An 18951-nucleotide genomic window follows, 5' to 3' on the forward strand; every position below is an offset into this window, starting at 1 on the left:
ATGGCTATGTCACAGAATCCCCCTATTGCGCAGAACGCGGCGCCGGTGTTGCGCCTGCACGGCATCTGCAAGCACTTCCATGGCGTCACCGCGCTGAAAGACGTGGCGCTGACGGTACGCGCCGGTGAAGTCATGGCGCTGATCGGTGAAAACGGCGCCGGCAAGTCGACCCTGGTCAAGACCCTGACGGGCATTTATCAACCGGATGCGGGCAGTATGGAACTGGGCGGCAAGGCTGTGCTGTTTTCCAATCCGCAAGACGCGATGGATGCCGGCATTACCGCCGTGCACCAGGAAACCATGATGTTCGACGAACTGACGGTGGCCGAAAACATCTATATCGGGCGCCAGCCGCAAACGGGTTTCCCGCCACGCATAGACTGGCCACGCATGGCGGCCGAGGCCGAGCAGATCTTCGCGCGCCTGGAAGTGCAGCTGCCGGTGCTGGCCAAGGTGAAGGAACTGAGCGTGGCGCAGCGCCACTTCGTGGAAATCGCGCGCGCCCTGTCGCAAGAGGCGCGCGTGGTGATCATGGACGAGCCCACCGCCTCGCTGTCGCAGCGCGAAATCCATGAGCTGTACCGCATCATCGCCCAGCTGCGCGCGGCGGGCACGGCGGTGATTTTCATCTCGCACAAATTCGATGAAATCTTTACCGTCGCCGACACCTATACGGTGCTGCGCGACGGCCATTTCGTCGCCGCCGGCGCACTGGCCGACATCAGCGAGCCGCAGCTCGTGTCGCTGATGGTCGGGCGCACCATTCAGCAAGTGTTTCCCAAGGTCGATGTCCCCCTGGGGCCAACCTTGCTGGAAGTGTCGCAACTGTGCCATGCGACGGAATTTCACGACGTCAGTTTCTCCGTGCGGCAAGGCGAAATCGTCGGCTTCTACGGCCTGGTCGGCGCGGGCCGCTCGGAAGTGATGCAAGCGCTGTTCGGTCTGACCGAGGGCGTGCGCGGCACGATCGCCATCGCCGGCGAGGAAGTGCGCATCGGCTGCGCCAGCGACGCCATCCGGCACGGCATCGCGTATGTGCCCGAAGACCGCCAGCACCAGGGCGCGCACCTGTCGATGTCCATCGTGCAAAACATCACCTTGCCGATTCTGGACAGCATCGGCTTTTTCCTGCGGCCACGGCGCGCGCAAGAGACGGCCATCGCGCGCCACCTGAGCGAGCAGCTGGAATTGAAAGCCAGCCACTTTACGCAGATGGTGTCGGAATTGTCGGGCGGCAATCAGCAAAAAGTCGTGCTGGCCAAGTGGCTGGCCACCAAACCCCGCGTGATCATTCTCGATGAACCTACCAAGGGCATCGATATCGGCTCCAAGGCGGCCGTGCACCGCTTCATCAGCGAGCTCGTCACGCAAGGCCTGTCCGTGATCCTCGTGTCGTCCGAGCTGCCCGAAGTGCTGGGCATGGCGGACCGCATCGTGGTCATGCACCAGGGCCATATCCACCGCGTCTTTCCGCGCGCCCAGGCGACCCCGGAAAACGTCGTCGCCGCCGCGTCCGGCAGCGGCCATCCGATCGAGGAATTGACATGCGCTATCTGAAGCAACGTGAAATCCAGCTGGCACTGCTGATCGTGCTGCTGGTGCTGCTGGTGGGCCTGCGCTCGCCCGTTTTCCTGACTCCGGGCAGCCTGGCCAACCTGCTCACCGACAGTACCTTGCTGATCATGCTGGCGCTGACGCAGATGTTCGTCATCATCACGCGCGGCATCGACCTGTCGGTGGCGTCCAATTTGGCGCTGTCGGGCATGCTGTCGGCCTTGCTGGCCGTGCAGTATCCGCACTTGCCGCTGCCGCTGGTGGTGCTGGCGGCGCTGGGCATCGGCCTGCTGCTGGGCCTGATCAACGGTTACCTGATCGGCTACCTGGACCTGCCGCCCATCGTCGTGACCCTGGGCACCATGAGCGTGTACCGGGGCCTGGTATTCGTGCTGTCGGGCGGCGCCTGGGTATCGTCGCACCAGATGCCGGCCGCCTTCATCGACTTTCCGCTGGCGCGCCTGCTGGGCGTGACCCACCTCGTGTGGATCGCGCTGGCGGCCATCCTGGCAACCTGTTTCCTGGCCCGCTACACGCGCTTCGGCCGCGACCTGTATGCGATCGGCAACCAGCCGCAGGCGGCCCGCTATGTCGGCATCGCCACGGCGCGCCGGCTGCTGTGGACGTATGGCCTGTCGGGCCTGATGGCAGGCCTGTGCGGCTATCTGTGGGTGGCGCGCTACGCCGTGGCGTATTCGGAAATCGCGTATGGCTTTGAATTTACCGTGATCGCCGCCTGCGTGATCGGCGGCATCAGCATCGCCGGCGGCGCCGGCACGGTGGGCGGCGCGGTGCTCGGCTCGCTGTTTTTGGCCGTCATCAACAATGCCTTGCCCATCGTCAAGGTCTCGCCCTTCTGGCAAAGCGCGCTGACAGGGATCGTGATCCTCACGGCCGTGCTGCTCAATGCGCGCGGCACCAGGAACATGGGCCGCCAGATCTTGCCGCTCACGCTGCAAGCCCCCTCGACCCGCAGGAGCGCCGCATGAACGCCACCTCACAGACCTTGCATAGCGAAGCGCCGGACAGCGTACCCGTGCGCTCGCGCTACACCATCCTCGACCGCAAGGCGCACCGTCTGGGCCAGTATTTTGCCCATTGGGAAGCGTTATTGGCGCTGCTGCTGATCGCCGTGTTTGCGGCCAACAGCGTGCTGCTGCCGAATTTCCTCGACGCCTACAATCTGGCCGACAGCACCTTCAACTTCAGCGAGAAGGCCCTGATCGCGCTGCCGATGGCCTTGCTGATCATTTGCCGCGAAATCGACATTTCCGTCTCCGGCATCCTGGCGCTGTCCTCGGTGGCGATGGGGTTTGCGCATCACCACGGCGTGCCGCCGCAAGGCTTGCTGTTCGTCGCGCTGGCCATGGGCGCCCTCTGCGGCTGCCTGAACGGCGTGCTGGTCACGCGCTTCGCCCTGCCGTCGATCGTCGTGACGATCGGCACCGTGGCCCTGTTCCGCGGCCTGGCCAGCGTGATCCTGGGCGACCAGGCCTACACCGGCTATCCACCATTGCTGATCGACTGGGGGCAAGGCTATTTCTTCGACATCGTGCCGCGCCCCTTCGTCATCTTGCTGGTGTTTTGCGCGCTGTTTGCCGTGCTGCTGCATGCGACCAGCTGGGGCCGGCGCATCTTTGCCATCGGCTGCAATCCGGGCGCGGCGCGCTTTTCCGGCGTGGCCGTGGACCGCTACCGCTTCGCCCTGTTCGTGGCCACCGGCGCCATGGCGGGCCTGGCTGCCTGGCTGCTGACGGGACGCATCGGCAGCACGCGCCCGAACATCGCCATGGGCTGGGAACTCGAAGTGATCACCATGGTAATCCTCGGCGGCGTGAGCATCGCCGGCGGCAAGGGCAGCATCGGCGGCGTGCTGCTGGCCGTGCTGCTGCTGGGCATGGTCACGTATGGCCTGGCGCTGCTCAATATTCCGGGCGTCATCATGACGATTGTCGTCGGCATCTTGCTCTTGATCACGATTGCACTGCCGCGCCTGTTGAACCGCAAGCACACACGGAAATAAACCATGCAACAGATCGCTTTCAAGATGCAGTTGAAACCCGGCCATGCCGCCGAATACCAGCGCCGCCACGACGCCATCTGGCCCGAGCTGGCCAGCCTACTGCAGGAGTCCGGCGTGCGCGACTACAGCATCTTTCTCGATGAGGAGACGGGCGCGCTGTTCGCCGTGCTGCGCCGGGTGGACGGCCACATGATGGAGGCGCTGCCGCAGCATCCCGTGATGCGCCGCTGGTGGGCGCACATGGCCGACCTGATGGAAACCCAGGCCGATGCGTCGCCCGTCGCCGTGCCTTTAACCCCCATGTTTCACCTCGCGTAAGGACGGCCGTGACCATCGACGCCACCGTAGTACTCGATATCGGCAAGACCAATGCCAAGCTGACCCTGCTCGACGCCGCCGGCGCCATCCTGGCCGAAGAGCGCCGCCCGAACAGCATCGTGCACGCAGGGCCGTACCCGCACCACGATACGGAGCGCCTGTGGGACTGGCTGCAAACGGGCCTGGCCGCCTTTGCGCGCCTGGCGCACGTCACCGCCATCGTGCCCGTCACGCACGGCGCCACGGCGGCGCTGGTCGACGATGCCGGCCTGGTGCTGCCCATCCTCGACTATGAATCGACCTTGCCCCAATCGCTGGCGGCCGAGTATGCCAGCTTGCGGCCCGCGTTCGGCGACAGCCTGTCGCCGCAATTGCCCTGCGGCCTGAACCTGGGCTTGCAACTGTTCTGGCTCGCCAGAACCTACCCACAGGAATTTGCCCGCGCGCGCCATATCCTGACCTATCCGCAATACTGGGCCTGGCGGCTATCGGGCGTGGCCGCCAGCGAAGTGACCTCGCTCGGTTGCCATACGGATTTGTGGCAGCCGCAGCAAGGGGCCTATTCGTCGCTGGTGGAGACCATGGATTGGGCGCCGTTGTTTCCCCCACTGCAAGCGGCATGGACGGCGCTGGGACCGGTGCTGCCGCAGTGGCGCGAGAGCAATGGCTTGCTGCCCGATTGCCAGGTGCTGTGCGGCATCCATGACAGCAATGCCTCGCTGCTGCGTTATCTCGATGCGCAAGAGCAAGCCCAGTCGCGCACGGTCTTGTCGACCGGCACCTGGGCCATTGCCGCCGCCTTGGGCGCGCCCCTCGGCCGGCTCGATGAAACGGCCGACATGCTGGCCAATGTGCATGCGCTGGGCCACCCCGTGGCCTGCATGCGCTTCATGGGCGGGCGCGAATTTGCCGTGCTGGCGGGCCGCGAACCTCAAGTGTGCGGCGTGGACGATATCGCCCGCCTGGTCAAGCAGGGTAGCCTGGCGCTGCCCTGTTTTGCCGAGTCCGGCGGCCCCTTCGTCGGGCAGGCGGGGCGCATCGCCGGACCGGCGCCACGTACGGCCCAGGAACGCTATGCGCTGGCCACCCTGTATTGCGCGCTGATGAGCGATTATTGCCTGGACGCCCTTGAGGCGCAAGGGCCCGTCACGGTGGAAGGCAGCTTCACGGACAACCCGCATTTCGCCGCCCTGCTGGCGGCCTTGCGGCCAGGGCAGGAAGTGAGCGTGTCGCAAGACGCCAGCGGCACGACGTGCGGCGGCTGGATGCTGCACCGCTGGGGCGAGGTACCGGCGATGGGGGCGACGCTGGAGCCCATGATGGAAGTGAATGGTTTAACCGCGTACCGTGCGCAATGGAGGGCGATTTGCAGGTCGGATTAGGTCCGCAGGACCGTCATCCGACAACACCAGTGCAGGTGTAAACGAAAAATGCCCTGTCCGCAGACAGGGCAACCCGGAGTAAAGTACAGCGCGAGGGGATTAACCGGCGGCTTTGACTTTCAGCTCGTTCTTGATTTCTTTCACGCCGCTCACGGAAGCGACGATCTGCACGACGCGGTCACCCGCTTCGGCGCTCGGCACGTCGCCCGACAGGACGACCACACCTTGCTGGGTTGCTACCTTGACTGGCAGGGCAGCGGCTTGCGCATCGGCGCTCAGGGCGGCCTTGGCCGAGGAAGTGATGGTTTCATCAGGGACGGCTGCGGCAGCGTTGGCGGCCACGACGGTGTCAGCAGGAGCTTGTGCTTTTGGTGCGGAGTCAGCGGCATGCGAAGCGGTGATCGAGGCGCCCGACAGAACGATAGCGGCAACCAGGGTATTGAACAGTTTCGATGTTTGCATGGTAGTTCCTCTCAATGAAGTTAAAAGCTTCTTACTTGGATAAAGCAACACTTTGAAGCGTCACATCTACCCATACAGCAAGCGCCGTGCCAGCTTTTAAATTTCCTTGAAAATCAATGACTTACATTCGATCTCGATTTTTCCCGCCCGTTTTGCGGCGATCTGGCCCGGAAAACAGGGCTTTTTGTCGCCTGGCAGCGACAGCTTGTGGCAAGACCGTCAATGTTTTACGCCAAACCCCTGATTTTTAACGCTTTATTTTTGTCGCTATTCAGCGACAGGGTCGCCATCGGCCCGGAACAGGGCCGGCGTCAGCTCGTATTTCTGCAATAAGCGGTAGAACTCCGTGCGGTTGCGGTCGGCCAGGCGGGCCGCATCGGCCACGTTGCCGTCCGTCAGGCGCAGCAGCTGAATCAGGTAGTCGCGCTCGAAGCGCTGCTTGGCTTCGTTGTAGCTGAGCGCTTCCAGGGACGGCACGCGCAGCGCGCGCTGCACCAGGGACAAGGGCACCAGCGGCGCCGTGGCCAGCGCGCACACTTGCTCGACGACATTGACCAGCTGGCGCACGTTGCCGGGCCATGGCGCGGCCACCAGGGCCGTCAAGGCATCGGGCGCGAAGCCGTTCAACGGTTTTTGATACTTGGCCGCCAGTTTCTGCAGGAAATGGTTCGCCAGCAAGGCGATGTCTTCGCGGCGCTCGGCCAGCGGCGGCAAGGTCAAGGTCACGACGTTGAGCCGGTAATACAAGTCTTCGCGGAATTGCCCTTCGGCCATTGCCACGTCGAGGTCGCGGTGCGTGGCCGACAAGAGCCGCACGTCCACCGGACGCGTCTGGTCGGCACCGACGGGGCGCACGGCCCGCTCCTGCAGCACCCTCAGCAGTTTCACCTGCAGCGGCAGCGGCATGTCGCCGATCTCATCCAAAAACAGGGTGCCGCCATCGGCCGCCTGGAACAAGCCTTCGCGGTTGCCGACGGCGCCCGTAAACGAACCCTTCACGTGGCCGAACAGTTCCGATTCCAGCAGCTGCTCGGGAATGGCGCCGCAGTTGACGGCGATGAACGGCGCCTTGGCGCGGCGGCTGGCGTTGTGCAGCGCGCGCGCCAACAACTCCTTGCCCGTGCCGCTGGGACCGCGTATCAAGATGCTGGCATCGGACCCGGCCACCAGCTTGGCTTCGGCCAGCAGCTCGGCCATCTGCGAACTGCGGCTGATCAGCTCGGCACGCCAGCTCTCGTCGCCGGACGCTTGCGCCGGCATGACGGTGGACAAGTTGATCGCATACGCCACTTTTTCCATCAGCAGCTTGCCATCGAACGGTTTCGTCAGGTAGGCAAACGCGCCGCGCGCCGTCGCGTCGACGGCGTCGGGAATGGTGCCGTGGGCCGTCAACAAGATGACGGGCAGGGCCGAATGCTGGCGGCGGATTTCATCGAACAGGGCCAAGCCATCGCGACCCGGCAATTGCACGTCGGTAATGACCAGGGCCGGCAACTCCACGGCCAGGCGCGCCAGCGCCGCTTCCGCGCTGCCCACGGCCGTCACCCGGTAGTTACCCGCCTTGAGGCGGATGGTCAGCAGGCGCAGCAGGTCGGGATCATCGTCGACCAATAAGATGTGGGCGTGCTCGCTCATTTCGGCGCTCCCGCAGCAGGGCGCACGGACAGGCTGCGCTCGATGTTTTTCAGCGCCTCGAGTTTTTCATTGAGCAAGTCGATGCGGCGCTGGGCGTCGCGCAACTGCGTGTTGAGCTTGTCGATGCTCTCTTCCTGGCGGCGCAGTTCCGCATACTGGCTGCCCAGCAATTGCGCCAGCGGCGCCAGCAGTTGCGCATCCTTGCTCGTGGCCGTGGCCAGCGGTTCCAGCGAGGCTTGCGCGCGGGCCAGATCGCCGGGGCCGCGCAAGGCCGCTTGCAGCATGGCACGACGTATGGTGTTGTGCGGCGCATGGTCGGCTTTCGCCAGGTCCAGCTGCGCTTTTACCAGTTCCGACGGCGTCATCAGGCGCAGGGCGCTTTGATACGCGAGCAGTTCGGTCAGCTGGGGATCGGCCACCACCACGACGCGCGGCGGCGTTTGCACGAGCACGGGCGTCTGGACGGGGGGCTTGGCGGCGCAAGCGCCCAACAGCAATGCGCAGGCGGCCATGGCGGCCAGGGAAATTCTCGTCATCATAAGGGCAGTTCTATCCGAAAATGCGCGCCGGCGGGGCGCGGTAAAAGAGTGACGCTGCCATCGTGGGCGGCGATATATTCGCGCACGATGGACAGGCCGATGCCATTGCCGTTACGCGCGCCGGCCGCCTGGCGCACTCCCTGGTAAAACGGTTCAAAAATACGCGCGGCATCCTCGGGCGCCACGCCGGCGCCCTCGTCGATGCAGTCGATGCGCACGCGGCCGCCTGCGCAAGACAGGGCAAACCGCACGGTGCCGCCTTCCGGGCTGAAGCGCACGGCATTCGACAGCAAATTCGCCAGGGCCGTCGCCAGCTTGTCGCGGTCGGCCTGCACGATCAGGGATACACCCTGCACCTCGACCGTCAAACGGCGCGCCAGCCATTGCAGGCGCTGGCCGGCCACCACATCTTGCAGCAAGACCAGCAAATCGACCTTGCTGTGCGCCAAGTGCTGGGCGTCAAAAGCGGCGGTATTGTAGCGCAGCAAGTCCTCGATTTGCGTTTGCAGGGACGCCGTGTTTTGCTGCAGGATGCCGGCGATTTCGCGCTGGCTATCGCTAAGCTTGCCTGCCACCTCGTCTTCCAGCAAGGCCACGCCTTCGCGCAGGGCCGCCAGCGGGGTTTTCAGCTCGTGGGAAATATGGCGCAAAAAACGTTCCTTGTCGGCATCGAGATCGGCCAGGCGCTGGCGCAGCCAGTCCAGCTGCTGGCCCAGGCGGCGCGTGTCGGCCGGGCCGCCGACGACGATGGGCTGGTCGTAGCGCTTGTCACCGAGGCGCTCGATGGCCGTCTCGATGCGGCGCAGCGGACGCGACAGCAGGAAGCCGAAGCAGGTGGCCAGCACGGCCGCCAGCAGCACGGCGCCGCCGACCAGCACGCCCAGCAGGCGGCGCTGGCGTTCCAGCTCGGCCAGCAGGGCATCGTTGCGGCTGCCGATTTCCGTCTTGCTTTCGCGCGCCAGGCTGTCATTGATCTGCGTCATGCGGGCAAACGCGCGGTACACGACGGCGTGGCCATCGCGCTTGCGGCGCTTGCCTGCCTGTAACACTTCCCACGCCGATTGCGCCTGCACCGTCCATTCGTCGGCCAGCTGGGGAGCGAACTCGGGCGTGGCCCGGTTCAGCACTTGCAGCGCCGCCGTCGCTTCGTCGCGGGCCGCCGCGAAGCGCTCGCGGAACACGGGGTCGTCCAGCACGAGGAATTGGCGCGCGCTGCGTTCCATGGCCAAGGTGCGCTCGGACAGGCGCTGCGACTGTTCCGTCAGGGCAATCGCCTGCGCCGCCGTCTCGCGCCCCAGCCGCGCCAGGTGTTCGAGGGTCAGCAGGGCTTGCACGGAGGTGGCAGTCAAAATGCCCGTCGTCAAAATGAAGGCGGCAAATAACAGTTGGCGAAAGGAAAGTCGGGACAAGGTAAGCGCCTTCGGTTCAGTCTGGAATGCAAAAGGCGCATGGTACGCTAAGCCTCCATTGCGGGGCGCCAGCTGTCAAAAATAGCCGATTTGGCAACCTTGTTGCTTTTGCGCCCGACAAGCAAGCGTCGGCGGCGGCGCGCAGATACTCCTAGTACAATAGGGAAAAACTTCATACAGGCATCAAAGTGGCCCCCAGCCCTGGCATTGCGCCACTTTGCCCCCACATGTGATGCAGCCCCACCGACACTCCGAATCACCTACCGCAGAGATCCCATACCGCATGAGCACATTTGAAAAAGTCAGCAGCAGCTTCATTCCAGTCTTGCAGGCAACCATCGAGCAATATGTCGAGCCAGCAACGGGCATGCGCCATATCCACATGCATACCGAGCAGGCTGAGATGGTGTTCCTGGTGGCCTTTCCCACTGTGCCCGAAGTGAGCGACGGACGCGCCCACATCCTTGAACACCTGGCCTTGTGCGGCTCGTCGCGCTACCCGGTGCGCGATCCGTTCTTCTCGATGCTGCGCCGTTCGACGGCCACGTTCATGAATGCGATGACCTATGCAGACCGCACCGTGTATCCGTTCGCCAGCACCGACCGCAAGGATTTCTTCAACCTGCTCGACGTCTACCTCGACGCGGCCTTCTTCCCGAACCTCGATTACCTGAATTTCCGCCAGGAAGGCTGGCGCCATGCGTTCGAAGGCGACAAGCTCGTGTACCAGGGCATCGTCTTCAATGAAATGAAGGGCGCTTTCAACAGCCCCATGCGCGCGCTCGACAGCGGTATCGCCAGCGCCTTGCTCAAAGGCACGACGTATGAAGTGGAATCGGGCGGCGATCCGCTCGACATCCCCGAGCTGACGCATGACATGCTGAAAGCATTCCACGCCAGCCACTATCACCCTTCGCAAGCCGTGATCATGACCGCCGGCAATATCGAAGCGTCGGCCGTGCAGGAGCAAGTCGCCGAGCGCGTGCTGTCCAAGCTCAACGGTTTCTCCGAACGCCGCCTGCCGCAGCTGGCGCCCGCGTGGGCCGCGCCGCAGGAAAACATCGTCAAAATTCCGTCGCAGGAAGCGCGCGACGATGAGTTCGGCCTGCAATTCGCCTGGCTGATGGGTGAGTCGAGTGACCCCATCGCCTATTACCACGCGCATTTGCTGTCGCACGGCTTGCTCGGTGAATCGTCGGCGCCCGTCATGCGCGCCATGGAATCGGCCGGCTATGGCCGTCCATCGGACATGAATGGCCGCGACGCGGGCATCCGCCAGATGGTGTTCCACATCGGCATGGAAGGTTTGACCAAAGAACAGATCGCCGATGCGCACCAGCGCATCTGGACGGCACTGGAAGAGACGGCGGAAGAGGGCATTCCTGCCGCCGTGCTGCACGCGGCCTTGCGCGACATCAAGTACAGCCAGCGCGAAATCAGCAGCGGCCGCATGCCTTACGGCCTGGGACGCTTGCTGCACGCCTTGCCGCTGGCTATGTATGGCGGCGACGTGATGGACGCCTTCGACAATGCGGCGATTCTGGAAACGCTGGAACAGCAGATCGAAGACCCGGCCTTCTTCAAGCAGCTGGTGCGCGAGCTGATCGCCAACCCGACCCGCTTGACGACGCACGTGGTGCCTGACAGCGCCTACTTCACGGCCCGCGCCGCCCAGGAAGACGCCAAGCTGGCGGCCCTGCAGGCGACGCTGACGGATGCCGAGCGCGAGCACATCGTAGCCGAGTCCGCCGCGCTGGAAGCGCATCAGCAACTGCCATCGAATTCCGAAGTCTTGCCGCGCATCCGTCCTGGCGACGTCAGCGCCTTGCCGCGTCCGGCCCTGCCGATTCCTGCCGCCGTCGACGGCGCCGTGGCGTTCAGTATCGCCTCGAACGGCATCAGCTATGCCAACGTACTGTACGACGTGTCGAACTTGCCGGAAGCGTCGTGGCCATGGCTGCGTTTGTACACGGACCTGGCGCCGGAACTGGGCGTGGGCGACATGTCGTTCGACGACGCCAGCGCCTGGCGCCAGAGCATGGTGCCCTCGTTCCACATCGGCCTGGAAGCCATTCCCCGCCCGCAACAAGCGATGCGCGTGGAACTGTCGTTCTCGGCCAGCGGCTTGCGCGAAGAACACGCGGCGATCGCTGCCGTGCTGTCGGCCTGGATCGCCAAGCCCCGCTTCGATGAAGAAGAGCGCCTGGCTTTCCTGATCGAAAGCCTGGTGCAAGACAAACTCTCCAGCCTGGCCGAGTCCGGCAACCGCTACGCCATGCTGGCCTCGGCAGCACCGCTGTCGCCCACGCGCCGTTTCGACGACATCGTCGGCGGCCCGGCCGCCTTGCCGTTCTACCGCCGCTTGCAGCAGCTGAGCAAGACGTCCGCAGGCTTGCAGGAAATCGCGCGTGAACTCGACACCCTGCACGCGCACATCATCGCCCAGCAACCGACCGTGCTGTGCGCCGGCCTGGAGCAGGATGGCATCACCCTGGCCCGTTTGCTGGAATTGCCGGCAGCGACCACAGATGCCATCGCACCGGCGGAAACCGTCGCACCTGCCGCTTTGCCGCTGGCCAATACGGCCCTGCATGCGACAAGCCAGATCAACCATTGCTTCATTTCCTGGGCCGTGCCGGGCGTGCACAATCCGGACGCTTCGGCCCTAGCCGTGGCCGCCGAACTGATGACCAACCAGGTGCTGCATACGGCCCTGCGTGAAAAAGGCGGCGCCTATGGCGGCAGCGCCAGCTATGCGGCCGGTGCCGGCACCTTTACATTGAGTTCCTACCGCGATCCGCGCCTGGCCGGCACGTTCGCCGACTTCGGCGCGACCCTCGACCAGATCCTCGACGGCGATTTCTCGCAGGAACAAGTGGAAGAAGCCATCATCTGCGTCATCAAGGGCCTCGACAAGCCGCATTCGCCGTACGCGGAAGCGCTGACGGCGTGGAACATGCAACAGCGTGGCACGACGGAAGCCGTGCGCCAGCAGTTCCGCACCGGCGTGCTCAATTGCACCCTGGAGCAGATCAAGGCCGTCACGCGCACCTGGCTAAAAAACGGCCAGCCGAGCCGCGCCGCGTTTGCGGGCAATACGACGCAGGATCTGGCCGGGCTGGAAGTGGTGGATTTGCTGGCGCTGGCCAGCTAAGCCGGGCAGCCTAGTCAGGTCGGATTACGTGGCGAGCCGCCGCTAATCCGACACCACCACGGGCCAACAATGTTGTCGGATTACGTGCGGCCCTGCCGCGCTAATCCGACCTACGATGCTATTGGGGGAGAGAATTAGGTTCCATATACATCAACTCCCACTGGTGTCCATCCGGATCCTGGAAACTGTGTCCATACATGAAGCCGAAATCCAGCGGCTCCTTGTAGATGCTGCCGCCCGCCTGGACGGCCTTCGCCACCAGCTCATCGACTTCGCCGCGGCTCTCTGCCGACAAACACACGAGCACTTCCGTCGCCACCTTGGTGTCGCACAGCTGCTTGGGCGTAAATTGCTTGAATTTGTCGTGCGTCAACAGCATGACGAAAATGTCGTCGGCAACGATCATGCACGTCGCCGTTTCATCGGTGAAATGGGCATTGAAACTGAAGCCCAGCGCCGTGAAAAACGCGACGGAACGTTCCAGCGACTGGACGGGCAGATTGACAAAGATTTTGCGGGCCATCATGTCTCCTTGTGGGTCGTATGAGTATGTGCTGCCCGCCGATTCTACACCGGCTATTCAGCCCTTCGCGCGCGCCACGGTCTTCGGCGCGTAGCCGAAATAGCGGCTGAACGCGGCGCTGAAATTGGCCGGGTGGCGATAGCCGGTTTGCCAGCCCGCCTGCGCCACCTGGCAACCATTTTCCAGCAGTAACTTTGCCCGCTGCATGCGCAGCGCCAGCAGGGTGCGCTGCGGGCTGTCGTTGTAGCGGTAGCGCCATCCCTGCTTGAGTTTGAACAAGCTCAGCCCCGCCTGCGCGCACAGGTAATCGAGCGTCAGTTCCTGCGCCATCTGTTCCTGCATCAGCGCGTGCACGCGTTCCAGTCTGGCGATATCGGTCTCGGACCAGCGCGGCACGGCAGAGGGCGCCGGCCGCAGTGCCCGCAGCTGTTCCGCCAGCAGGCTGAGCACGCCGATATGCACGGCCAGCGGGTCCGTCGCGCGCAGCAACGCGCGGGCGTGCTGGGCGCAGGCCGCCGTCGTGGCCGCATGCGCCAGCTGGCGCGCGCCGCCGTCGGGCAGCAGGGGCGCCAGGCCTTCCGGCCAGTAGCGCGCCAGCGCTTCTTCACCCACCAGCACGCGCAATTGCGCCGCCCGCTGATTCGCCTCGAACCGGCGCTCGCCGCTCGTGTGGCGAAACGCCGTCACCGTCGTATGGCCGCCCCGGAAACGCAACTGTTCGCCATCGCGCGTAACGTAGGCGGACGCGCCTTCCAGGCCGATGGTGATCACCATGCCGCCCGCGTCCTCATGCTTCGATTGCTCGACGAGCGCCAGCCGCGGGCGGTAATCGGAATGCACAAGCAGCAAGCCCTGGTCGACCTGGCGCTGGTCGGCGCGGCACTCGCCCATGCCCGGGTCCAGCTGGCGCCGCGTCCAGCCTGCCGCTTCCCTGTCCTGTTCCATCATCGCTCCTCCCTGTCCTTGCGCGCCGTCGCGCATACGAAATGCGCCGTACCGCATACAAATGCAAATGATAATTATTCTCATTGTTGCATAAAATAGCTTCCATGCCCATCTCGCCGAAAGGAAGCACCATGCCGTTCACGTCGCAACACACTTTGCAACCGTACTGGGACCTGGCCGTCGCGCCCGTGCAGGCGGACGGGCTGGCCGCCGCCCTGGAACTGGGCATTTTCGATGTGCTGGCCACACCGCACACGCCGGCGCAGCTGGCCGACACCCTGTCGCTGCATGCGCCCCACACGGCGCTGCTGCTGGAACTGCTCTGGAGCATGCAGCTGCTGGAGCGCGACGGGGCCGACGCGGATGCCCAGCGCTACCGCTGCACGGCCGCCACCTTGCAGTATTTCTGCCGCAACTCCGTGGCCTTTTGCGGCGACGCCTGGCTGTACCGGCTGCATGCGCTGCGCCACTTCGCGACGCAGCTCAGTACGCTGGTGCGCGACGGCGGCAAGGCGGCGCCGTACAGCACGGCCAATGGCATCAATTGGGCCGCCGCCGCGCAGCAGCAAATTGGCCAGGAACAACGCGCCGTCACCATGCGCGCGGCCCTGTCCGTGATGCAGCGCATCGCCCCGTTTGCGGACGGCAACACGCCCTTGCGCCTGCTCGACGTGGGCGGCGGGCCGGGCTGGGTTGCCATTGCGCTGGCGCAAGCCCATGCGGGCTTGCACGGCTGCGTTTTCGACTGGCCGGAAACGGTGGCTGTGGCAGCCGCCAACATCGCCCATGCGCAACTATCCGACCGCCTGGAAACGGCGGGTGGCGACCTGGGCTGCGACGATATCGGCAGCGGCTACAACCTGATCTGGTGCTCGTCCGTGCTGCATTTCGTGCCCGACATGGCGGGCGCCTTGCGCAAGATGCAGGCGGCGTTAAAACCCGGTGGCGTACTCGTCTGCGTGCAGGCGGAAATCGCTCCGGCGCCTGGCGATGCGGCGCGCGTGCTGCCATACTACTTGCCGATGCGCATGCTGGGCCGCACGGTGACACGGCACGGTGAATTGGCGCAGCTGCTGCGCGACACGGGCTGGAAGCAAGTGGAGCAATACGGCGCCAGCGATTTTCCCATGGCGCCCGTGCAGGTGCTGATTGCTCGTACCTAACAATTACCATTTAGTAATTATCTTTTTTATAGCAAAAAGGGATACAAATGCGCTAAGCTGTGCCAGCATTGATCGATGTCATCCGCAGCACTCTGCTGCCTCCACAGGGAATCCATCATGAGTCTACATATCGCAGGGAAAGTCGTTGTCATCACCGGCGCCAGCAGCGGCCTGGGCGAAGCCACGGCGCGCCATCTGGCCGCACTCGGTGCCAGCGTCGTGCTCGGTGCACGGCGCATGGATTTGCTCAATACCATCGCCGAGGAAATCACGGCGGCCGGTGGCCAGGCCGCCATCGCCCAGACCGACGTCACGGTGCCTGCCGACGTCAAGAATCTGATCGACACGGCCCTGGCCGTGTTCGGCAAAGTCGACGTGCTGATCAACAATGCGGGGCTGATGGCCATCGCCCCGATGAGCGCCTTGCAAGTCGACGAGTGGAACAACATGATCGATATCAACATCAAGGGCGTGTTGAACGGCATCGCCGCCGTCCTGCCGCATTTCCAGGCGCAAAACAGCGGCCATTTCATCAATATCTCGTCGGTGGCCGGACAAAAAGTCTTCAGCCCGGGCGGCACCGTCTACAGCGGCACCAAGTTTGCCGTCAGCGCCATTTCGGAAGGCTTGCGCCATGAGCTGGCGGCCAGCGGCGGCACCATCCGCACCACCACCATCTTGCCGGGCGCCGTGGACACGCCATTGAGCGAGGGCAGCAGCCACGCCGAGAGCGCCAAGGCCGTCAAGGAGTTCTACGAGATTGCCATTCCCGCCGATGCCGTGGCGCGCGCCATCGCGTATGCGATCGAGCAGCCGGACGACGTGAGCATCAATGAAATCGTGCTGCGCCCGACGGCGCAGGCGTTCTAAGCCGCATCTTGCTGCAGCGACTCGATGATCAGGCTGGCCAGGCGCTCGACGGGCGGCCTGGACACCTGTGACGCACGCAGCAGTTCCAGCGACAGCGGGGGCAGGGCAGGCAAGCCCGCCGCCACGTGATCGAGCGCGCGCACGGTTGAGGGCAAGCCCAGGCCCGTGCGCACCGTCACGCCCAGCCCGGCTGCGGCCGCCGCCCACAGGCCGGCCAGGCTGGGGCTGGTAAACGCCGTGCGCCAGGCGATGCCGGCCCGGTCCAGTGCCTGCGTGGCGCAGCGCTGGAACAGGCATTCGCGGTCAAACGCAATGAGCGGCAAAGGCTCGCCCGACTCGGGCCGCCAGGCCAGGCTGGACGAGGCGATCCAGCGCATGGCCGGTTCGGCAATATGCTGGCGCTGCTGCTGCGGATACTCGGCCACGTCGGCGATGCACGCGCCGCCCCACAGCAGGGCCAGGTCGAGCTGGCCCATGGCCAGCCCTTCCATCAAGGCCGTGTTGCGCGCCACGTGCGCCTCGATCCGCACTTTCGGATGCGCGCGGGCAAAACGTCCCAGCACGTCAGGCAGCAAGGCTTCGCCAAAATCCTCCTGCAAGCCCAGCCTGATCCAGCCTTCCAGTTCCGCGCCGCGCAAGGCGACGGCCGCCTCGTCGTTGAGTTCCAGCAGGCGGCGCGCATAACCGAGCAAGACTTCGCCGGCCGGCGTCAGCGCCAGTCCCCGTCCATCCTTGCGAAACAGGGGCATGCCCGCCTGCTCCTCGAGTTTTTTCAGCTGCGCGCTGACGGCCGAGGTGGAGCGGCCCACCTTGTCCGCCGCGCGGGCAAAGCTGCCCAGCTCGATGCCAGCCACATAGCTGCGCAGAAAGGCGATGTCAAAATTAAGCAAGCTCATGGCATCAATACAATCGTCCTGTTTTATGGGATGGTTTAACGTAAATTATCTGATATTCAGAATGATCGTACTGCGCAACACTGTCAGGGTCAACCACTTTCCTGTCCCTGCCATGAGCACCAATTGCCAAGCTGTTCCTGTTCCTGTCCCCGCCACCACGCCAGCGCTGGGCGAAGCCCACCGCTGGAAAGTACTGGCCGTCGGCGTGGCGGCCAATGCCACCTTTTCCGCCGCCGCCAATGGCATGCCGACCACGGCCATCTGGCTGCGCAGCGGCTATCACCTGAGCAATACGGAACTGGGGGTGGCGCTGGGCGCCATGGGCCTGGGCGTGGCCATGACCGAATTGCCGTGGGGCATGGCCACCGACCGCTGGGGCGACCGCCCCGTGCTGCTGACCGGCTTGCTGGGCACCATGCTGGCGCTGTTGACCTTGCTGCTGTGGATCACGCCCGCTGACGGCGCCGTGCCGCCCCTGTGGGCGCTGGCGGCCGGGCTGGCCCTGGTCGGCGTGCTGGGCGGCAGCGTGAATGGCGCCAGCGGCCGCGCCGTGATGCGCTGGTTCGGCCCCGGCGAACGGGGTTTCGCCATGAGCATCCGCCAGACGGCCGTGCCGTTCGGCGGTGGCCTCGGCGCCCTCGTCCTGCCCAGCCTGGCTTCACGCTATGGCTTCATGCCAGTGTTTGGCGCCCTGGCCCTCGTATGCGGCCTGTCGGCGTTTTTTACGTGGCGCTGGATGCATGAGCCCGATTTCTCCGCCGAGGCCGCCACGGGGCCGCACAACGCGCCCACGGGCCTGATGAAAGACCAGGCAACATCGCCCCTGAAAAACCGCAAGGTCTGGCGCATGGTGGCCGCCATCGGCTTGCTGTGCGTGCCACAGTTTGCCGTGCTCAGCTTTGCCACCGTGTTCCTGCACGATGACGGCCACCTGGGCCTGGCGGGAATCACGGCCGTGATGGTGGCCCTGCAGGTGGGCGCCATGGTGATGCGCATCTGGAGCGGACGCCACACGGACCGCCACGCAAACCGGCCCGCTTTCCTGCGCGGCGCGGCCCTGGTGGCGCTGGCTTGCTTCATTTTGCTGGGCATGCACGCCGGCTGCGAGGCGCCGGGCTGGCTGTTGATGGCCGCCGTGGTACTGGCCGGCATCGCCGTGTCCGCCTGGCATGGCGTGGCCTACACGGAGCTGGCCACGGAAGCGGGCGGCGCCAACGCGGGCACGGCGCTGGGCATGGCAAACACGGCCGTCTACGTGGGCTTGTTCCTCACGCCGATTGCCATCCCGCATTTGCTGGCGGCCAGCAACTGGCCCGTCGTGTGGTGGCTGGCGGGGCTGGTGGCGCTGCTGGCCCGCCCGCTGTTTCCGAAAGCTTAGGGTAGCGCCCTGATCCGGTAGACGCAGCGCATCGCATTGGCCAGCACGTGCTGCTCGCGCACGATGCTGGCGTTCGGCCCCACCACTTCCTGGAACAGCTGCAATTCGGAGCGGCAAAAGCCCTGGCAGGTGCGCGCGGCGGCACAGATGGGGCAGTGGTCTTCGATCAGCAGCCAGTCGTCGCCGTCCGCTTCCACGCGCGCCATATAACCCTCCTCGTCGCGCACGGCCGCCAGCTGCTGCAGCCGCGTGGGCAAGTCCGGCGCCGAGCACGCCAGCGCATACGCGCTGCGGCTTTCCTCTTCGCGCTGCGTGATGAGTTTATCCAGGCCCGCCTCGCCGAACAGCTGGCGCACGGAACCGATCAGCTTGATCGTCAGCTGCGCATGCGTGTCGGGAAAGCGCGCATTGCCCGCTTCCGTCAAGACCCAGTTCTGGCGCGGCCGGCCGGCGCCCGCCTGCGCTTCCTGCCTTCCTTCAATCAAGCCCACCGCCACCAGCTTTTGCACTTGCTGGCGCGCCGCCTCGCCCGTCATGTCCAGGGTCTTGGCCAGGGTCGCCGTGGAGACGGGTCCCTTGGTCTTGATGAAATACAGGATGCGCTCCGTCGTTTGCGGTGCCTCGCCATTATCCAAACGTTTACTTGTGTAATTCATTTCGCTCAACTATCATGGGGCCAGTTAACCAACTAATTGCTTGC

17 protein-coding genes are annotated in these 18951 nt (G+C 64.7%); 9 read left to right on the forward strand and 8 right to left on the reverse strand.

Annotated features, from left to right (window positions below; genetic code table 11):
- The first annotated feature begins 6 nt into the window (after positions 1-6).
- From AC4BCN_RS01255 to AC4BCN_RS01275, 5 genes are read left to right on the forward strand one after another with little or no spacing between them, the layout of a single operon-like run.
- Positions 7-1557: a sugar ABC transporter ATP-binding protein gene (locus tag AC4BCN_RS01255; RefSeq protein ID WP_223279062.1), complete on the forward strand. Its 1551-nt coding sequence runs from the start codon at positions 7-9 to the stop codon at positions 1555-1557.
- A complete protein-coding gene (locus AC4BCN_RS01260; protein WP_070303179.1) occupies positions 1545-2543 on the forward strand; it encodes an ABC transporter permease in 999 nt (332 codons plus the stop codon). The genes AC4BCN_RS01255 and AC4BCN_RS01260 overlap by 13 nt, the downstream gene beginning before the upstream one ends.
- Positions 2540-3577: an ABC transporter permease gene (locus AC4BCN_RS01265; RefSeq protein ID WP_139092106.1), complete on the forward strand. Its 1038-nt coding sequence runs from the start codon at positions 2540-2542 to the stop codon at positions 3575-3577. The genes AC4BCN_RS01260 and AC4BCN_RS01265 overlap by 4 nt, the downstream gene beginning before the upstream one ends.
- Positions 3578-3580: 3 nt before the next feature.
- The gene (rhaM, locus tag AC4BCN_RS01270; RefSeq protein ID WP_490492390.1) at positions 3581-3895 is read left to right on the forward strand and encodes an L-rhamnose mutarotase; all 315 of its coding nucleotides are present in this window, start codon (positions 3581-3583) and stop codon (positions 3893-3895) included.
- 8 nt (positions 3896-3903) lie between these two features.
- Positions 3904-5277: an FGGY-family carbohydrate kinase gene (locus AC4BCN_RS01275; RefSeq protein ID WP_490492391.1), complete on the forward strand. Its 1374-nt coding sequence runs from the start codon at positions 3904-3906 to the stop codon at positions 5275-5277.
- Positions 5278-5376: 99 nt separating this feature from the next.
- On the opposite strand, the gene AC4BCN_RS01280 is transcribed toward AC4BCN_RS01275, so the two are convergent.
- From AC4BCN_RS01280 to AC4BCN_RS01295, 4 genes are all read right to left on the reverse strand, one after another.
- Positions 5377-5739: a BON domain-containing protein gene (locus tag AC4BCN_RS01280; RefSeq protein WP_034752546.1), complete on the reverse strand. Its 363-nt coding sequence runs from the start codon at positions 5737-5739 to the stop codon at positions 5377-5379.
- Between the two features lie 267 nt (positions 5740-6006).
- Positions 6007-7374 (reverse strand): sigma 54-interacting transcriptional regulator, encoded by a 1368-nt coding sequence (locus AC4BCN_RS01285; RefSeq protein WP_034752548.1) that lies wholly within the window; start codon positions 7372-7374, stop codon positions 6007-6009.
- Positions 7371-7913, reverse strand: a complete 543-nt coding sequence (locus tag AC4BCN_RS01290; protein ID WP_223279060.1) for a hypothetical protein — start codon at positions 7911-7913, stop codon at positions 7371-7373. The genes AC4BCN_RS01285 and AC4BCN_RS01290 overlap by 4 nt, the downstream gene beginning before the upstream one ends.
- Positions 7910-9322, reverse strand: a complete 1413-nt coding sequence (locus tag AC4BCN_RS01295) for a HAMP domain-containing sensor histidine kinase (protein ID WP_070303184.1) — start codon at positions 9320-9322, stop codon at positions 7910-7912. The genes AC4BCN_RS01290 and AC4BCN_RS01295 overlap by 4 nt, the downstream gene beginning before the upstream one ends.
- A 283-nt stretch (positions 9323-9605) precedes the next feature.
- On the opposite strand from AC4BCN_RS01295, the gene AC4BCN_RS01300 reads away from it, so the two are divergent.
- Positions 9606-12476 carry an insulinase family protein gene (locus tag AC4BCN_RS01300; RefSeq protein WP_490492392.1) on the forward strand — a complete coding sequence of 957 codons (2871 nt, stop codon included), beginning with the start codon at positions 9606-9608 and terminating at the stop codon, positions 12474-12476.
- Positions 12477-12594: 118 nt separating this feature from the next.
- On the opposite strand, the gene AC4BCN_RS01305 is transcribed toward AC4BCN_RS01300, so the two are convergent.
- Positions 12595-12999: a VOC family protein gene (locus AC4BCN_RS01305; RefSeq protein WP_490493566.1), complete on the reverse strand. Its 405-nt coding sequence runs from the start codon at positions 12997-12999 to the stop codon at positions 12595-12597.
- Positions 13000-13056: 57 nt separating this feature from the next.
- A complete protein-coding gene (locus AC4BCN_RS01310) occupies positions 13057-13944 on the reverse strand; it encodes a helix-turn-helix domain-containing protein (RefSeq protein WP_490492393.1) in 888 nt (295 codons plus the stop codon).
- 131 nt (positions 13945-14075) lie between these two features.
- On the opposite strand from AC4BCN_RS01310, the gene AC4BCN_RS01315 reads away from it, so the two are divergent.
- Both AC4BCN_RS01315 and AC4BCN_RS01320 read left to right on the forward strand, forming a co-directional pair.
- Positions 14076-15107 carry a methyltransferase domain-containing protein gene (locus tag AC4BCN_RS01315; RefSeq protein WP_490492394.1) on the forward strand — a complete coding sequence of 344 codons (1032 nt, stop codon included), beginning with the start codon at positions 14076-14078 and terminating at the stop codon, positions 15105-15107.
- Between the two features lie 117 nt (positions 15108-15224).
- Positions 15225-15977, forward strand: coding sequence for an SDR family oxidoreductase (locus tag AC4BCN_RS01320; protein WP_128140692.1), 753 nt, complete (start codon positions 15225-15227; stop codon positions 15975-15977).
- Here the strand turns inward: AC4BCN_RS01320 and AC4BCN_RS01325 are convergent.
- Positions 15974-16873, reverse strand: a complete 900-nt coding sequence (locus AC4BCN_RS01325; protein ID WP_490492395.1) for a LysR substrate-binding domain-containing protein — start codon at positions 16871-16873, stop codon at positions 15974-15976. The two genes, AC4BCN_RS01320 and AC4BCN_RS01325, sit on opposite strands and share 4 nt — an antisense overlap.
- Positions 16874-16985: 112 nt before the next feature.
- Here AC4BCN_RS01325 and AC4BCN_RS01330 point away from each other — a divergent pair, with 112 nt between their 5' ends.
- Positions 16986-18251 (forward strand): MFS transporter, encoded by a 1266-nt coding sequence (locus AC4BCN_RS01330; protein ID WP_490492396.1) that lies wholly within the window; start codon positions 16986-16988, stop codon positions 18249-18251.
- Here AC4BCN_RS01330 and AC4BCN_RS01335 read toward each other — a convergent pair.
- Entirely contained in the window at positions 18248-18907 is a 660-nt protein-coding gene (locus AC4BCN_RS01335; RefSeq protein ID WP_490492397.1) for a helix-turn-helix transcriptional regulator, read from the reverse strand. The genes AC4BCN_RS01330 and AC4BCN_RS01335 overlap by 4 nt on opposite strands.
- Between the last annotated feature and the right edge of the window lie 44 nt (positions 18908-18951).

Source organism: Janthinobacterium sp. Bl 1 (assembly GCF_058215535.1).

Coding starts and splice junctions, on each gene's coding strand:
- AC4BCN_RS01255 (WP_223279062.1), top strand. CDS start 7: ATGTCACAGAATCCCCCTATTGCGCAGAACGCGGCGCCGGTGTTGCGC.
- AC4BCN_RS01260 (WP_070303179.1), top strand. CDS start 1,545: ATGCGCTATCTGAAGCAACGTGAAATCCAGCTGGCACTGCTGATCGTG.
- AC4BCN_RS01265 (WP_139092106.1), top strand. CDS start 2,540: ATGAACGCCACCTCACAGACCTTGCATAGCGAAGCGCCGGACAGCGTA.
- rhaM (WP_490492390.1), top strand. CDS start 3,581: ATGCAACAGATCGCTTTCAAGATGCAGTTGAAACCCGGCCATGCCGCC.
- AC4BCN_RS01280 (WP_034752546.1), bottom strand. CDS start 5,739: ATGCAAACATCGAAACTGTTCAATACCCTGGTTGCCGCTATCGTTCTG.
- AC4BCN_RS01285 (WP_034752548.1), bottom strand. CDS start 7,374: ATGAGCGAGCACGCCCACATCTTATTGGTCGACGATGATCCCGACCTG.
- AC4BCN_RS01290 (WP_223279060.1), bottom strand. CDS start 7,913: ATGATGACGAGAATTTCCCTGGCCGCCATGGCCGCCTGCGCATTGCTG.
- AC4BCN_RS01300 (WP_490492392.1), top strand. CDS start 9,606: ATGAGCACATTTGAAAAAGTCAGCAGCAGCTTCATTCCAGTCTTGCAG.
- AC4BCN_RS01305 (WP_490493566.1), bottom strand. CDS start 12,999: ATGGCCCGCAAAATCTTTGTCAATCTGCCCGTCCAGTCGCTGGAACGT.
- AC4BCN_RS01310 (WP_490492393.1), bottom strand. CDS start 13,944: ATGGAACAGGACAGGGAAGCGGCAGGCTGGACGCGGCGCCAGCTGGAC.
- AC4BCN_RS01315 (WP_490492394.1), top strand. CDS start 14,076: ATGCCGTTCACGTCGCAACACACTTTGCAACCGTACTGGGACCTGGCC.
- AC4BCN_RS01320 (WP_128140692.1), top strand. CDS start 15,225: ATGAGTCTACATATCGCAGGGAAAGTCGTTGTCATCACCGGCGCCAGC.
- AC4BCN_RS01325 (WP_490492395.1), bottom strand. CDS start 16,873: ATGAGCTTGCTTAATTTTGACATCGCCTTTCTGCGCAGCTATGTGGCT.
- AC4BCN_RS01330 (WP_490492396.1), top strand. CDS start 16,986: ATGAGCACCAATTGCCAAGCTGTTCCTGTTCCTGTCCCCGCCACCACG.
- AC4BCN_RS01335 (WP_490492397.1), bottom strand. CDS start 18,907: ATGAATTACACAAGTAAACGTTTGGATAATGGCGAGGCACCGCAAACG.